Here is a 14,402-nt window from a genome sequence, read left to right as displayed (position 1 = left end):
GCAGCCCTGATTAAATTACATTTGATTGATTTAAAATAATTTTTCCATTTCCTGTGCCCGGTGGATTGCTCCTTGCATGGCTTGGGATACAATTTCCGGCAGATTGCTTTCGTAAAAAATACGTAATGCTTCGGCAGTTGTTCCCCCTTTAGATGTTACCTGTTCGCGCAGAAGAGAAAAAGGAAGTTCTGCCTGTGATTCAGCAAGTTTAGCTGAACCAATGGCCGTTTGCAGGACAAGTTCTCTGGCCGTCTGGCTATCAAAGCCCAAACGTTCAGCTTCCTGCTGCATCGATTCCATAAACAGGAAAAAATAAGCCGGGGCACTTCCTGCGACCGCAATAATATTGTTGATATGATCCTCCTTCTCAACCCTACAGACTTTACCGACACTATTCATCAATGATTCAGCAAATTGGCGATCAGACTCGTTGACCTGTTTAGGAGCGAACATTCCACTGATCCCTTGCCCAATCAGAGCAGGAGTATTTGGCATAATACGGATAATATTGAGGTTATCTTGCAGCAATGAGTAAAAGCGGGAAACAGGAATGCCGGCAGCAATGGAAAGAACGAGTTTTTGGTCGAGATTTACCTGTGAGCGCAAGGGGCCACAAACTTCTTCCATCATTTGAGGCTTAACTGCTAACACAATAACATCTGCCTCTTGAGCGTAGCGAATATTGTCACTTTGGCTGTTAACGCCATATTTTTCAGCCAAGACATCACGGCGAGTCGTACTTGGTGAACATACGGTGATAAGTTCGGCAGAATAACCTTTTTTGACTAATCCGGCGATGATGGCATGGGCCATATTTCCAGCACCGATAAAAGTGATTTTTTTATTTTCCATGAAGAATCACCTCGAATAATATCTGATTAATTTTGTTCAGTTAATTTGGCAGAGCTATATTGGCGGGCACCGAAAATTGCTGTTCCAATGCGTACTAAAGTTGATCCGCAAGCGATAGCGGCTTCCATATCATCAGTCATTCCCATAGAAAGTGTATCTATTTGTGGATATTGTGCCTTTAATTTAATAAACGCTTGTTCCATTTGGCGAAAAACGTCTGTTTGTCGTTTAAAATCACTTTCTGGTGCAGGAATAGCCATCAAACCACGTAATACCAGATTAGGCAGAGAATTGATAATTGCTGCCAGTTCCTCCAGTTCTTCCAAAAGAATACCTGATTTACTGCTTTCCCCACTGATATTAATTTGGATCAGAACATTCAGTGGAGCCATATTTTTAGGTCGTTGTTCACTCAAACGTTGAGCGATTTTCAAACGGTCAATAGTATGGCACCAGTCAAAATGTTCGGCTACCAGACGGCTTTTATTAGACTGCAATGGGCCGATAAAGTGCCACACTAAATCGTCGTGGTTAGCAAACTGTTGAATTTTTTCAACGCCTTCCTGAACGTAATTCTCACCAAATTCCCGTTGGCCTGTAACTATAGCTTTTGCGATAGCTTCCACAGGTTTGGTTTTACTGACGGCAAGTAACGTAATTTCTTCTGGAGAACGTCCGCATTTTTGAGCTGCAAGGATGATATGGTTCCTGACATCGTGAAGATTTTGTTCAATATTGTGCATAAGAAACTCAGGAGATTAAAAAATGAATATGGAAAAATTAGTGGCCCTTAGTGTAAAGCATAATGCTTCCGATCTGCATCTTTGTGTCGGGCAAGTGCCAATTTTGCGCATCAATGATATGTTGTATCCGCAAACACAACTATCAGAAATTGATGGTGATTTTATTATGGCATGGAGCAAAGCCGTATTGCCTGAAGAGCAGCAGCAACAGTTACAGGTAATCGGGCATGTCGATTTTGTCGTAGAAATGCAGGATAAACGACGGCTAAGAGGAAATCTGTTCTATCAACAAGATCATATTTCATTAGTGTTACGGTTAATTCCTGATAAGTGCCCGACGTTGGAACAACTATATGCTCCAGAAGTTATCCAGCGCCTTATTTTACAGGAAGAAAACAATCTGACAGAAAATGGCTTGATATTAGTGACAGGAGCAACCGGAAGCGGTAAATCGACGACATTGTCAGCGATGATTAATGCTCTCAACAATCACGTCAGAAAACACATTGTCATGTTGGAAGACCCGATAGAATTCGTACACCGAAGCCGGAACTGTTTAATACAACAAAGGCAAATCGGGAAGGATGTGCCAGATTATCAAACTGCACTAAAAGGGGCATTACGGCAAGATCCTGATGTGATCCTGCTAGGGGAATTGCGCGATAAGGAAACGATCCGATTAGCATTGACCACCGCTGAAACCGGGCACTTGGTTCTGTCAACACTACATACTCGCGGGGCAATTCAGGCTATAGATCGTCTGGTGGATGTTTTTCCCGCCGATGAAAAGGGATGGATATGCAGCCAACTGGCGGGTAGTTTAAAGGCGGTTATTGCTCAACAATTGCTTCCTGCTAAAAACGGAGGCAGGGTGGCTATTTATGAAGTTCTGGTCGTCAACCAGGCTGTCGGCCATTTGATCAGGGAAGGAAAAAATCACCAGATAGCAACATTAATGCAGACAGGATCTGCCTGCGGTATGCAAACTTACGAGCAAAGCCGCCAACAACGCAAATCGTCGGGGTTGCTAGTGGAATAATGGCATGATGGAAAGTTCATCATGACCAGAATTCACAGTGATCGCTTTTTTTTGGCTATGAATACCGTTGCTCAAACCAGCTTTCCAGAATGACGACAGCAGAAGCGGAATCAACTTTGCCTTTATCAAGGGCGCGATATCCACCATGATCAAACAAGTGAGATCGCGCTTCTACTGTGGTTAGGCGTTCATCGTGTAGCTCAACCTGGACGCCGAAACGACCATGTAAACGGTTAGCAAATTTGCGTGCCTGTGCTGTAACCAGTTGCTCTGTACCATCCATATTGAGTGGCAGACCAACAATGACCAAATCGGGTTGCCATTCTTTGAGGAGCTTTTCAATCATATCCCAATTGGGAGAACCCTCTTTTGCTTTGAAAGAATCTAATGCTCTGGCTGTGCCGGTTATTTCCTGCCCGATAGCTGCACCAATACTACGAGTACCAAAATCGAATGCAATCACTGTGCGATTTTTCATCAGGCATGCCCTGCTTGTAATGCGAGATTGTGGCTATTAATTCCCAATAAGGATGCGGCTTCACGCCAGCGGTCGGCAACAGGGGTATTGAAAATAATAGAGGCTTCTGCACTGACGGTAAGCCAGCTATTTTCCATAATTTCTTTTTCCAGTTGGCCTTTTTCCCAACTTGAGTATCCAAGAGTCATTAAAACATTTTTTGGTTGGCGTGGTGTACCTAGTGCTTCCAGCATATCCTTGGAAGTGGTAACCATTGTTTCATCAGAGATTTGGATGCTGGAACTGAAGCCGGATTGTGGTGTGTGTAAAATAAAACCATGCTCTTCAGACAGAGGGCCGCCAGCCATTACAGGCTTATTCAGATTAATATTATCGTCTCTGTCTTCGGGGGCGATACCCAACTTCTTCAAGATCCCTTGAATAGAAATCTGAGCTATCGGTTTATTAATAATTAACCCCATTGCCCCGTTTTGATCATGTTCGCAGATATAAACTACAGAACGATTGAAATAAGGATCAGTGAGCGAAGGCATGGCGATGAGAAAATGATGCTGTAGATTCATGTGTTTTCTGATAGTTATTTTTACAATGTATGAATGAGTTGGCCCACACAGTATGTGGGCGCATATGATAAATGGCAAATACTGTCAGGAAATGGAAGCTGTTTAACCGATTATACTGTCTGTTTTTCCAATCGTTTTTCAATCGCATCCATCAACATGCCTGTAATGGAGATTTCAGGAAAAGCGGCTTCTATTTCACGTACACAAGTTGGGCTGGTAACATTGATTTCAGTCAAACGGTCACCAATGATATCAAGCCCAACGAAAATTAACCCTTTCTCTTTTAAGACAGGAGCGACGGCGCTTGCGATAGCCCAGTCACTTTCTGACAGTGGACGAGTTTCTCCGCGCCCGCCTGCTGCAAGGTTACCACGGGTTTCACCCTGGGCGGGGATGCGGGCCAGGCAGTAAGGCACGGGCTCGCCATCAACAACCAGTACACGTTTATCTCCATCCTTAATGGCTGGCAGAAAATTTTGTGCCATACAGAAGTGGCTGCCATGCTCGGTCAGTGTTTCAATAATCACACCGATATTCGGGTCATCTTGTTTCAGGCGGAAAACAGAAGCGCCACCCATACCGTCCAGCGGTTTAAAAATAACATCACCATGTTTTTGATGAAATTCACGCAGAGTTCTTGCGTTGCGTGTTACCAGAGTATCTGGTGTCAATTCAGGGAACCATGCGGTAAACAGTTTTTCATTACAGTCACGCAGGCTCTGTGGTTTGTTGACGATCAGGCTGCCTTTGGCTTCAGCCCTTTCCAAAATGTAAGTGGCGTAGATATATTCAGTATCAAAAGGAGGATCTTTGCGCATCAGGATAACATGCAGTGTATCAAGGGCTATATCCTGTTCGATGCCAAATTGATACCACTGTTGAGGGTTCTCTTCCACTGTAAGCAAACGGGTTCGTGCACGACCTTCCCCCTGATGCAGATAGAGGTCATTCATCTCCATGTAATGGATTTCCCATCCGCGTTTCTGTGCTTCCAGCAGCATGGCGAAACTAGTGTCTTTCTTTATTTTGATGGATGAGATTGGATCCATCACTATACCGAGCTTGATCATTCTTTCTCCTTAACCCAGATCACCAAAACGCACTTGTAATGCTGTAATTGCAGTGAGTGCCGTCGTCTCTGTCCGCAGGACACGAGGGCCTAACAGGATATCAGTAAATTGGTGATTTGCCGTCATTTCTATTTCTTCGGCGGATAATCCCCCTTCTGGGCCAATCAACAGGCGAACTTTTTTCACTGGTAATGGCAGTGTATTGATACTTTGGCTGGCACGAGGATGTAAATTTAATTTTAGGCTACTATCGTTTTCTGCACACCATGCTTCAAGTGTCATAACCGGACGGATTTCAGGGATCTGATTGCGTCCACATTGTTCACAGGCAGAAATTGCGATTTTTCTCCATTGCTGTAATTTTTTTTCCAGCCTTTCTGCATCCAGTTTCACACCACAGCGTTCAGAAAGTAATGGCGTAACAATATTAACGCCTAATTCAACGGATTTTTGAATTGTGAATTCCATTTTTTCACCACGGGATATGACTTGCCCCAGATGCAGATCCAATGGTGATTCGCGGTTAGACAATTTGCCTTCAAGGATGCGCACTTTGACTGCTTTTTTACTGGATTCAGTAAGTTCTGCATCAAAAACCTGATTGCTACCATCAAAGAGTTGCAATTGTTGTCCGCTACTCATTCTGAGCACACGGCCAACATGATTGGCAGCATCATCACTCAGGTTGATTACGGTTCCTACAATGAGTGATTCAGGATGATAAATGCGGGGAATTCGCATATTTTTTCTTTCCTTCTTTTTTCCGGATAGTTCCTTTCCAGACAGTTCAGATACAGCCTAACGCTATATCATAAAGTTGATTTATCGCCATGATAAATGAGCGCTGATTGTATGATCAAGCTATCTCTCAGACTAAAAGAAACTCAAGGTACAGTTGCGAGCTGGCTCGCATATTTATTTCATCATGGCTGTTTTAATGCATTTTTCATTGCCAATGACCTGAACGGGAATTTAGTATTCACCGTGTTCTGATTAATATCAGAGAATAAATAGGGAGTATCGTATGTCCTGTGAGTTTCAAGATGTAGCTAAAAAGTTGCAACTTGAAAGAGGGCAGAGATAACAGGGATGTTATTTTATGGAAACTATATTGAACATTTTCATGGATGGGAAAAATGTATGGTTCAATAACTTCGTCAATATAAATGAAATAATAATTTTATTTTTCTGCATCATTTTATTTTTCTTAGCAGTGATCGATATAAAAACTTATCAGCTACCAGATATTTTCACTCAGCCGTTATTATGGCTTGGATTGGTACTTAATAGTAATAGTGATATAGTTCCAATAAAGAGTGCGATATATGGCGCCATATCAGGGTATTTATATTTATGGGTATTGTATTGGTTTTGTCGGTATACATTGAAGAAAGAGGGAATAGGTTACGGTGATTTAAAATTGACTGCCGCAATTGGTGCATGGATTGGTGTAGAAATGATACCCATATTGATGTTGCTGGCTTCATTATCTGGTCTATTAGGGTTTGTTATGATTTGGCTGAAAAGAAAAAGCTATCCTGAATTTATCGCTTTTGGGCCTTATCTCTGTTTTTCTGCCATGCTTTTGATGGTTTTTAATTTGCATGGGGCTAATGTGATTTCGCTTTAGTCATTTTAGATAATTATCACAGAAAACTTAAACATGATGCCTCCTCTTTTAATCTTTTAAATATCAGGAAATACATCAAACAAAAAAGTTCTATTGGGCAGTCTTTTAACTTGATTGATGCCAATAACAGGCAGTGGGGAAATAAAAAGTGGCGGAAAGAGCAAGATTTTGACCTCGTGTACACATTCCGCACAGGGTAGATATTAAAAGCATTTAATTAGGTGGTGGTTTAAAGACTAGCAATAAAATATGGATGTTACTTTTCGTAACACCCATATTTTTAATTTATTGAGGCCACTTCATTTCGCCTTTCAATACTTTGGCACTTAATTCAAGACTGGATTCATCAGCAAGGTTTGGGTAATGTTTTTTCATGGCTGAAATTAACGCTTCTGAATCTTTTGCTTTTGATAACTCTTTTTCCAGTGTGGTCAGATAATTTTGGGTAAAATTTACTGATTCCAATGTCATTGATGAATTTCCCAGATAATGACCGGGAACCACAGTTTTAGGTTTCAAGCTTTTGATTCGCTCTAATGTCTGCATCCAGTGCTGGCGTGATGATTTAGTCTGAGTATCAGCAATCCATACATGGATGTTATCAGAAACAGTTACACCACCAACAACTGCTTTTAATTTCGGGATCCATACGAAAGTGCGGTCTGCGGCAGGGCCATTTAAACCTTCAACAATCAGTTTTTCACCATCTACGGTAAAGGTATTTCCTTTCAATGGCTCAGGTACGATAATTTTCTGGGGAGCTTGATCTTTTAGGATGCCCCCCCAATAGACCAGTTTACCATCTTTGGTTTCTTTGATAGCTTTAATCGTTTCAGGTGAAGCGATCACTTTGGCATCAGGGAAAGCTTCAGTGATCACATCAAGGCCAAAATAAAAATCAGGATCAAATTGGCTGATGTAGATCGTTGTCAGTTTTTTACCGGTCTGTTGGATCATTTTAACCAGTTCTTGAGCGTCGCTTTTTTTGAATTGTGCATCGATCAGTACAACTTCATGTTTGCCACTGATGATTTCAGAAGAGACCGGGAAAATGCCAGCTTCGCCCGGATTGTAGACATCTAACTTAAGATCGGCTGCTTGGGCTAATGCCCCCATTCCCAGAGAGAATGTTGCAGCCAGAACGGTATTTCGTATTGTTTTATGAGCCATCATCGAATTCCTATACAAAAATGCTTATTTGCTTGAGCGGTTCGTATAATAAATTGCATATTTCGATTTAAAAATCCCATTACTGGCAACTATTTGTTGCATATATCGAGCTAATCAACATGGAGACACAGAGACGAGATGGACAGGATCACCGCAGCACAGGTTTTTGTCACAATTGTTGAACAGGGCAGTTTGAGTGCAGCAGCAGAACGGCTTGATATGTCACGGGCAATGGTGTCACGTTATCTATCTGAAATGGAGAGATGGGCAGAAGTTCGTCTTCTGCATCGCACAACACGTAATATCAGTCTGACTTCAGAGGGAGAGCAGGCTTATCAGCGTAGCCTTAAATTGATGGAGTTAGCGGAAGCGATGCCAACTCAGCAATTGACAGAGGCTCATACCCTGAAAGGATTATTAAGGGTAGGTTGTTCTCAATCGTTGGGAGTCAGCGCACTGTCTGTGGCGATTACTGAATTTATGCGGAAGTATCCTCAGGTCGCTGTTAATCTGCAAATCAATAATAAAGTGATTAAATTGGTTGAAGAACGCATTGATTTAGCAATTCGCATTACCAATAATCTGGAGCCGAATTTGATTGCTCGTCCGCTATCAACTTGTCACTCTGTTGTTTGTGCAGCTCCTTCTTATTTAGATGGCAAAATAATCCCGCAAAAACCTGTCGATTTGGCAGAACATAATTGCCTGACATATAACTTTTTTGGCAAGAGCTTATGGTTGTTCGAAAAACAACATCAGCAGTATTCAGTTCCTGTCAGTGGGGCGTTAAGTGCCAATGAATCTACGGTACTTATGGAAGCTACATTGCAAGGAGCCGGCATCACTATGCAACCTTATTATTCCGTCTCACCTTACTTAAAATCCGGGCAGTTGATTGAGCTGTTACCTGATTATCAACCGCAGGCAATGGGAATTTACGGTATTTATGTCAGCCGTCAAAATATGCCCGCCACTTTACGGGCATTGTTGGATTTTCTGGTTGAGTGGTTTGCATCTTCTCCCCACTGGCAACAATTAATGTTGAAAAGCTAATGCTAATTTTTGTGGAAATAGTTCAGCCTGCTGCTTTAGATGAGTAATAAATATTTCGACAGGCTCTGAAGATGGGCGATGAATAGGTTTAATTAAGCTGACTGTGAACGGAATTTCGATACTGAATGGCCGTATGCAGAGCCCGGCATTTTTATCCAGATAATCCAGTGCTGTCAGTGGGTTGACAATCGATACACCAATACCTTCACTGACCATGGCACAGACTGATGCCGCACTGTGAGTTTCCATGATCATTTTGCGTGAGACCTGATATTTGTTAAATATCGCATCAATCAGTTGCCTGTAGCTATCTGTAATAGAAAGGCTGATAAACGGGTGTCCATGAAAATCTTCTGGTTCTAGTCGTGCTTTTTGTGTGAGTGGATGGTTGGCGGGCAAAACACAAACTTCATTCAATGTTATCAAGGTCTCACGTCCGGTTCCTGCGGGGGTCTGCATATGTTCAGTCAAACCGAGATCGTAACGTTGTGCTGAAAGCCATTCTTCCAGTAGGGGTGATTCTTGTGGAATGATGGTTAGTTGTGCATCAGGGTAGGATTGGATAAAGCTATGACAGGCTTTAGGCAATAAGGATTGGGAAAATACTGGCAAACAGGTCATGGATAGTTGGGCATATTCAAACTGGCGGATACAATCTGCCGTATTGAGTATTCTTTCCAGCCCGTAATAGGAACGCTGTACTTCTTCAAATAGTTTTATTCCTTGTGCTGTTGGGAATAAACGCCCTTTTATCCGATCAAATAACTTCAATTTCAGTAATTGTTCAAAGCGTGCCAGTTCACGGCTCACCGTTGGTTGTGAGGTTTTCAATAAAACCGCTGCATCAGTCAGATTTTTGGTGGTCATGACTGCATGAAAAATCTCTATATGTCGCCATGAACAGGTGTGCATAACCTTCCCCCCTTTTTATTTGGTTTGCTGTTTCACGTAAAGTAATTATCTATATTGAAAGTCATATAACTGGATACCACATAATAATGTGTTTAAAAAGAAAGCAAAGCGATATCACAGACGAATAGGTGATAGTAAAAAGGATATTTTTATTCCTGCCTTATTGGTGTCAATAATGAAGCATCGGCTGATTTATGAGAAAGTCTCAATGATAAAACCAACTCTTACCACTTCTTTAAGCAAAAATTTTACACCAGAGAAACTCCTTAGCTTGCCCGCTGCTTATGGAACACCCTTGTGGATCTATGACAGCGCTATCATTATCAGGCAAATCGAACAGTTAAATCAGTTTGATGTTATTCGTTTTGCACAAAAAGCTTGTTCCAATACCCATATTCTGCGGTTGATGAGAAAACAAGGTATCAAAGTGGATTCGGTGTCATTAGGAGAAATTGAACGTGCGCTTCATGCCGGATTTCAGCCAGGACGCGATAAATCAGAAATCGTATTCACTGCTGATCTGATTAATGAAGAGACGTTGGATCGTGTAATTGAATTAGATATACCCGTTAATGCAGGTTCTATCGATATGTTGGAGCAGATTGGTGAACGTCAGGCTGATCATCCGGTTTGGCTGCGCATTAATCCGGGATTCGGGCATGGCCATAGTCAGAAGACTAATACCGGCGGTGAAAACAGTAAGCATGGGATCTGGTTTCAGGATTTGCCTTTAGCTCTTGAGAAAGTTCGTCAATATAAACTGAAACTGATAGGTTTGCATATGCATATTGGTTCAGGGGTTGATTACCAACATCTTGCTAATGTCTGTGATGCTATGGTGGAACAGGTTGTATTGTGTGGGGTGGATATTCAGGCCATTTCGGCAGGAGGAGGGTTATCTATCCCCTATAAAATCGGTGAAGAAGTTGTAGATACTGACCATTATTACAGTTTATGGCATAAAGCACGCCAACGTATTGAACAACATTTGGGGCATCATATTGAGCTGGAAATTGAACCTGGCCGTTTTTTGCTTGCCGAAGCAGGGATTTTGATGGCAGAAGTACGGGCGGTAAAATCTATGGGAAGCCGCCATTATGTGCTGGCAGATGCAGGTTTCAATGATTTAATGCGGCCAGCAATGTATGGCAGTTATCACCATATTTCTGTGTTGTCTGAAAATGAGCTATCTGGAAATGGGCTAGATAGTGAAGTTAAGAGCAGCGAAAGGGCAGATTTGCAGGAGACGTTGGTGGCAGGACCATTATGTGAATCAGGAGATGTTTTTACTCAGTTGGAAGGGGGGGAGGTTATTCCCCGTATGTTGCCTGATGTTTCTGTCGGGGATTATCTGATTTTCCATGATACAGGTGCTTACGGCGCATCTATGTCCTCAAATTATAATAGCCGGCCTCTGATCCCTGAAATATTGTTTGTTGATGGTGAACCTCGTTTAATTCGACGTCGGCAGACAATACAAGAATTGTTATCACTGGAAGTGATGTAAGAATATGAGGGCATAAAGCCCCCATATTTTTTAGCACTTATTTATTATCTGTACCATTCCAGCATCAGGCTGCTTTAGTCTGTTGCTGATTTTTAGACTTTTTTGTTGCATTGGGGACAGCAAAGGCATCTGCTTCAAATTCATCAACATTGATTGAACGCAGTCTGCTGACTTCTGCGCGTTTCAGGATATCAGCTTCTTCCTTAGTGATCTTATTATCCGCTAATGCTTTTTCAGCCAACTGATCCAGACGTGTAAAACTCAGGTTTTTACCTGCTTCACGGCTCAGGCGGGCGTGAATAGGTTCTGCAGCAATAATGTCATGCAATGCTTCTTCCAATAATCCATGAGGATTATGCTCACTTGGTGTCAGATATTGCCCACGACCAATCCGGTCACGAGTTGCGGATGGTGTTTGTAATATCTGTGCCAGTTTGTGATCCAATTTATCGGATGGTGCAGTATGTGAGCGGCCTAACGGGAAGATAATAACTCGCATTAAACCGGCAATCATGCGATTAGGGAAGTTACGCAGCAAATCGTTCAGGGCCTGTTCTGCCTGATGCAAGGTATCTTCTACAGCCCATTGGACCAGTGGTAAATCTTCTTTCTGGCGACCTTCATCTTCGTAACGTTTTAAGGTCGCTGTTGCTAGGAAAAGTTGACTCAGAATATCACCTAAACGGGCAGAGATACGTTCACGACGTTTTAAACTGCCACCTAATACCCCCATGGAAACATCAGACATTAGGGCAAGGTTTGCACTCAGGCGATTGATGTGCTGATAGTAACGACGCGTTGCATCATTGACTGGGGTATTGCTGGTTCTGCCATTGGTAATACCTAACCACAGGCTACGTAATGTATTGCTGGCAACGTGCCCTAAGTGACCGAACAATGCTTTATCAAATGCTTTGACATCGTTGTTTTCTGCTGCGGCTATTTCAGCCAGAACATAAGGGTGGCAGCGGATTGCACCTTGACCAAAGATAATCATGCTACGGGTCAGAATATTCGCACCTTCTACGGTAATAGCAATAGGTGCACCCTGATAACCACGAGCCAGGAAGTTGGATGGGCCGAGGCAGATACCTTTACCACCAGCGATATCCATTGCATCAATAATGGAACGCTGTCCTCTGTGGGTACAGTGATATTTCACGATAGCAGACAGAACGGCAGGTTTTTCGTCCAGCATAATGCCGCTTGTGATCATTGTTGCCGCAGCATCCATCAGGTAAGAGTTACCTGCGATGCGGGCCAGTGGTTCTTCAATACCTTCCATTTTGCCGATAGGCAGTTTGAATTGACGGCGGATATAAGAGTAAGCACCGATAGCCATAGCTGCGCTTTTCAATCCACCGGTGGCATTGGATGGCAGGGTAATACCACGACCAACAGACAGACATTCAACCAGCATACGCCAGCCTTGTCCTGCCATTTTCGGTCCACCAATGATGTAATCGATAGGAACGAAAATATCTTTACCGCGGGTTGGCCCATTCTGGAATGGAATATTCAAAGGAAAATGACGATGGCCGATTTCAACACCTGGGGTATTTGTTGGGATTAGGGCACAGGTTATACCCAATGATTCAGTCTCACCCAATAAGTGCTCTGGGTCATACAGTTTGAATGCCAGACCCAATACAGTCGCGATAGGAGCAAGAGTAATATAGCGCTTGTTCCAGTTCAGGCGCATACCGAGTACTTGTTCGCCTTGCCACTCGCCCATACAGACGACACCAGTATCAGGAATGGCCCCTGCATCTGAGCCGGCTTCCGGGCTGGTCAAAGCAAAACAAGGGATTTCTTCGCCACGGGCGAGGCCGGGAAGATAACGTTTTTTCTGCTCATCTGTACCATAGTGCTGCAACAGTTCACCAGGTCCCAATGAGTTAGGTACACCAACAGTTATCGCCAGAATACCGGAAACTCCTGCCAGTTTTTGCAGAACTTGTGATTGCGCATAAGCTGAGAATTCCAGACCACCGTATTCTTTTTTGATGATCATGGCAAAGAAACGGTGTTTTTTCAGATAGGCCCAAAGCTCTGGCGGTAAGTCAGCTAATTCATGGCTGATTTGGAAATCATTTGCCATACGGCAGGCTTCTTCCACGGGGCCATTAATGAATGCTTGTTCTTCATCGGTTAACTGTGGTTTTGGATAGTTATGCAATTTATTCCAGTCAGGGTTACCGCGAAACAGATCACCTTCCCACCATGTTGTACCAGCATCAATCGCCTCTTTCTCTGTACTGGACATACTTGGCATAACCTTGCGGAATGCTTTCAGACCAGGCGCAGAAAATAGAGAGATACGAGTTGGAGTAAAGACAAGGGGGAACAGGATAATAGCGAGTGGTAACAGCAACCAGTAGCTCCAAAGACCCGTAACACCCATGATGAATGTATAGGCAATAAGCAGTAAGCTGCTGACAGTCAGGCTGACTTTGCGGTAACAAAGTGCGCCAATCAAGACTAAAAACAAAATAATGCTGAGGACGGTCATAGTAAAACTCCTGTAAATCTCAGGTTGAGTCGTCAGAGGTCTGACCTGTTGTGATGTCCTTCTTTTTTAGATGAGGAAGAGACAATTATCAATATCTTTACATCTTAATTACAATCTGGCTCACAAAGTCATTGAAGTTTTTGGTGGAGGCATTTCTTAGAGATGTGATGGTATCTTCTTTCAGGGGGTGGAATCCGTTACACTGGGTAATTGTTATTATTAATCCCGAAGTCCTTTCCTTTCAGGAGAATGAGTCCCATGTATCAAGATCTGATCCGCAATGAGTTATCCGAAGCCGCAGAGACGCTGGCTAATTTCCTCAACGATAATACAAATATTGAAGCCATTCAAAAAGCGGCCGTTTTGTTGGCTGATTCATTTAAGGCGGGAGGAAAAGTGCTTTCGTGTGGTAATGGAGGTTCACATTGTGATGCTATGCATTTTGCGGAAGAGTTGACAGGTCGTTATCGCGAAAATCGTCCGGGATATCCTGGTATCGCTATTTCTGATCCTAGCCATTTATCCTGTGTTAGCAATGATTTTGGCTATGATTATGTGTTTTCCCGTTATATTGAAGCTGTTGGTCAGAAGGGTGATGTTTTGCTGGGAATTTCGACTTCGGGCAATTCCGGTAATATTATTAAAGCAATTGAAGCTGCCCGCACAAAAGGGATGAAAGTCATTACGCTGACTGGCAAAGATGGCGGCAAAATGGCAGGAACCGCAGATGTTGAAATTCGTGTGCCACATTTTGGTTATGCAGATCGTATTCAGGAAATTCATATTAAAGTGATCCATATTTTGATTCAGTTGATTGAAAAAGAAATGGTAAAAGTCTGATTATAGATTGTCAGGTGCAGGTTAGAGGTAGGC

General features: G+C 42.8%; 14 protein-coding genes. 5 read left to right on the top strand and 9 right to left on the bottom strand.

The genetic code is table 11. The annotated features are described in order from the left end of the window. Window positions 1-30: 30 nt before the first annotated feature. Window positions 31-852, bottom strand: coding sequence for a pyrroline-5-carboxylate reductase (proC, locus tag ABLA85_RS10290; protein WP_367963765.1), 822 nt, complete (start codon window positions 850-852; stop codon window positions 31-33). A 26-nt stretch (window positions 853-878) separates the two neighbouring features. Continuing rightward, window positions 879-1,595 carry a YggS family pyridoxal phosphate-dependent enzyme gene (locus ABLA85_RS10285; RefSeq protein ID WP_367963763.1) on the bottom strand — a complete coding sequence of 239 codons (717 nt, stop codon included), beginning with the start codon at window positions 1,593-1,595 and terminating at the stop codon, window positions 879-881. 22 nt (window positions 1,596-1,617) lie between these two features. Here ABLA85_RS10285 and ABLA85_RS10280 point away from each other — a divergent pair, with 22 nt between their 5' ends. Next, on the top strand, window positions 1,618-2,634 hold the full coding sequence (locus ABLA85_RS10280) for a type IV pilus twitching motility protein PilT (RefSeq protein WP_367963761.1): 1,017 nt from the start codon (window positions 1,618-1,620) through the stop codon (window positions 2,632-2,634). Between the two features lie 55 nt (window positions 2,635-2,689). On the opposite strand, the gene ruvX is transcribed toward ABLA85_RS10280, so the two are convergent. The 4 genes from ruvX to rsmE all read right to left on the bottom strand — a co-directional run bounded on the left by ruvX (window position 2,690) and on the right by rsmE (window position 5,486). Next, window positions 2,690-3,112, bottom strand: a complete 423-nt coding sequence (gene ruvX, locus ABLA85_RS10275) for a Holliday junction resolvase RuvX (protein WP_047685254.1) — start codon at window positions 3,110-3,112, stop codon at window positions 2,690-2,692. Then, the gene (locus ABLA85_RS10270; protein WP_367963759.1) at window positions 3,112-3,675 is read right to left on the bottom strand and encodes a YqgE/AlgH family protein; all 564 of its coding nucleotides are present in this window, start codon (window positions 3,673-3,675) and stop codon (window positions 3,112-3,114) included. Before ABLA85_RS10270 ends, ruvX begins: the two co-directional genes overlap by 1 nt. 110 nt (window positions 3,676-3,785) lie before the next feature. After that, window positions 3,786-4,745, bottom strand: coding sequence for a glutathione synthase (gene gshB, locus ABLA85_RS10265; protein ID WP_367963758.1), 960 nt, complete (start codon window positions 4,743-4,745; stop codon window positions 3,786-3,788). Window positions 4,746-4,754: 9 nt separating this feature from the next. Next, complete coding sequence (rsmE, locus tag ABLA85_RS10260) at window positions 4,755-5,486, bottom strand: 16S rRNA (uracil(1498)-N(3))-methyltransferase (RefSeq protein ID WP_367963757.1); 732 nt, start codon at window positions 5,484-5,486, stop codon at window positions 4,755-4,757. 358 nt (window positions 5,487-5,844) lie between these two features. Between rsmE and ABLA85_RS10255 the strand changes: the two genes are divergently transcribed. Beyond that, window positions 5,845-6,375, top strand: coding sequence for an A24 family peptidase (locus tag ABLA85_RS10255; RefSeq protein WP_367963754.1), 531 nt, complete (start codon window positions 5,845-5,847; stop codon window positions 6,373-6,375). Window positions 6,376-6,660: 285 nt separating this feature from the next. Here the strand turns inward: ABLA85_RS10255 and ABLA85_RS10250 are convergent, their stop codons facing one another. Continuing rightward, complete coding sequence (locus ABLA85_RS10250) at window positions 6,661-7,545, bottom strand: MBL fold metallo-hydrolase (protein WP_367963793.1); 885 nt, start codon at window positions 7,543-7,545, stop codon at window positions 6,661-6,663. Window positions 7,546-7,683: 138 nt separating this feature from the next. Here ABLA85_RS10250 and ABLA85_RS10245 point away from each other — a divergent pair, with 138 nt between their 5' ends. Beyond that, complete coding sequence (locus tag ABLA85_RS10245; protein ID WP_367963752.1) at window positions 7,684-8,598, top strand: LysR family transcriptional regulator; 915 nt, start codon at window positions 7,684-7,686, stop codon at window positions 8,596-8,598. Here the strand turns inward: ABLA85_RS10245 and ABLA85_RS10240 are convergent. Further along, window positions 8,581-9,510: a LysR family transcriptional regulator gene (locus ABLA85_RS10240; protein ID WP_367963750.1), complete on the bottom strand. Its 930-nt coding sequence runs from the start codon at window positions 9,508-9,510 to the stop codon at window positions 8,581-8,583. The two genes, ABLA85_RS10245 and ABLA85_RS10240, sit on opposite strands and share 18 nt — an antisense overlap. A 208-nt stretch (window positions 9,511-9,718) precedes the next feature. Between ABLA85_RS10240 and lysA the strand changes: the two genes are divergently transcribed. Next, entirely contained in the window at window positions 9,719-11,017 is a 1,299-nt protein-coding gene (gene lysA / locus ABLA85_RS10235) for a diaminopimelate decarboxylase (RefSeq protein WP_367963749.1), read from the top strand. Between the two features lie 64 nt (window positions 11,018-11,081). Here lysA and fadE read toward each other — a convergent pair whose 3' ends face one another. After that, window positions 11,082-13,529, bottom strand: a complete 2,448-nt coding sequence (gene fadE / locus ABLA85_RS10230) for an acyl-CoA dehydrogenase FadE (RefSeq protein ID WP_367963748.1) — start codon at window positions 13,527-13,529, stop codon at window positions 11,082-11,084. Between the two features lie 258 nt (window positions 13,530-13,787). On the opposite strand from fadE, the gene lpcA reads away from it, so the two are divergent. Then, window positions 13,788-14,369, top strand: a complete 582-nt coding sequence (lpcA, locus tag ABLA85_RS10225; protein ID WP_367963747.1) for a D-sedoheptulose 7-phosphate isomerase — start codon at window positions 13,788-13,790, stop codon at window positions 14,367-14,369. Window positions 14,370-14,402: the final 33 nt, after the last annotated feature.

The organism is Xenorhabdus sp. SGI246 (genome assembly GCF_040838225.1).
Classification (GTDB): domain Bacteria; phylum Pseudomonadota; class Gammaproteobacteria; order Enterobacterales; family Enterobacteriaceae; genus Xenorhabdus; species Xenorhabdus indica.
The sequence above is the reverse complement of the archived record's forward strand: the minus strand, read 5'-3'. Positions and strand labels throughout refer to the sequence as shown.

Bases quoted from the DNA above. Each gene is read 5' to 3' on its own strand.
- proC (WP_367963765.1), bottom strand. From the start codon at position 852: ATGGAAAATAAAAAAATCACTTTTATCGGTGCTGGAAATATGGCCCAT.
- ABLA85_RS10285 (WP_367963763.1), bottom strand. From the start codon at position 1,595: ATGCACAATATTGAACAAAATCTTCACGATGTCAGGAACCATATCATC.
- ABLA85_RS10280 (WP_367963761.1), top strand. From the start codon at position 1,618: ATGAATATGGAAAAATTAGTGGCCCTTAGTGTAAAGCATAATGCTTCC.
- ruvX (WP_047685254.1), bottom strand. From the start codon at position 3,112: ATGAAAAATCGCACAGTGATTGCATTCGATTTTGGTACTCGTAGTATT.
- ABLA85_RS10270 (WP_367963759.1), bottom strand. From the start codon at position 3,675: ATGAATCTACAGCATCATTTTCTCATCGCCATGCCTTCGCTCACTGAT.
- gshB (WP_367963758.1), bottom strand. From the start codon at position 4,745: ATGATCAAGCTCGGTATAGTGATGGATCCAATCTCATCCATCAAAATA.
- rsmE (WP_367963757.1), bottom strand. From the start codon at position 5,486: ATGCGAATTCCCCGCATTTATCATCCTGAATCACTCATTGTAGGAACC.
- ABLA85_RS10255 (WP_367963754.1), top strand. From the start codon at position 5,845: ATGGAAACTATATTGAACATTTTCATGGATGGGAAAAATGTATGGTTC.
- ABLA85_RS10250 (WP_367963793.1), bottom strand. From the start codon at position 7,545: ATGGCTCATAAAACAATACGAAATACCGTTCTGGCTGCAACATTCTCT.
- ABLA85_RS10245 (WP_367963752.1), top strand. From the start codon at position 7,684: ATGGACAGGATCACCGCAGCACAGGTTTTTGTCACAATTGTTGAACAG.
- ABLA85_RS10240 (WP_367963750.1), bottom strand. From the start codon at position 9,510: ATGCACACCTGTTCATGGCGACATATAGAGATTTTTCATGCAGTCATG.
- lysA (WP_367963749.1), top strand. From the start codon at position 9,719: ATGATAAAACCAACTCTTACCACTTCTTTAAGCAAAAATTTTACACCA.
- fadE (WP_367963748.1), bottom strand. From the start codon at position 13,529: ATGACCGTCCTCAGCATTATTTTGTTTTTAGTCTTGATTGGCGCACTT.
- lpcA (WP_367963747.1), top strand. From the start codon at position 13,788: ATGTATCAAGATCTGATCCGCAATGAGTTATCCGAAGCCGCAGAGACG.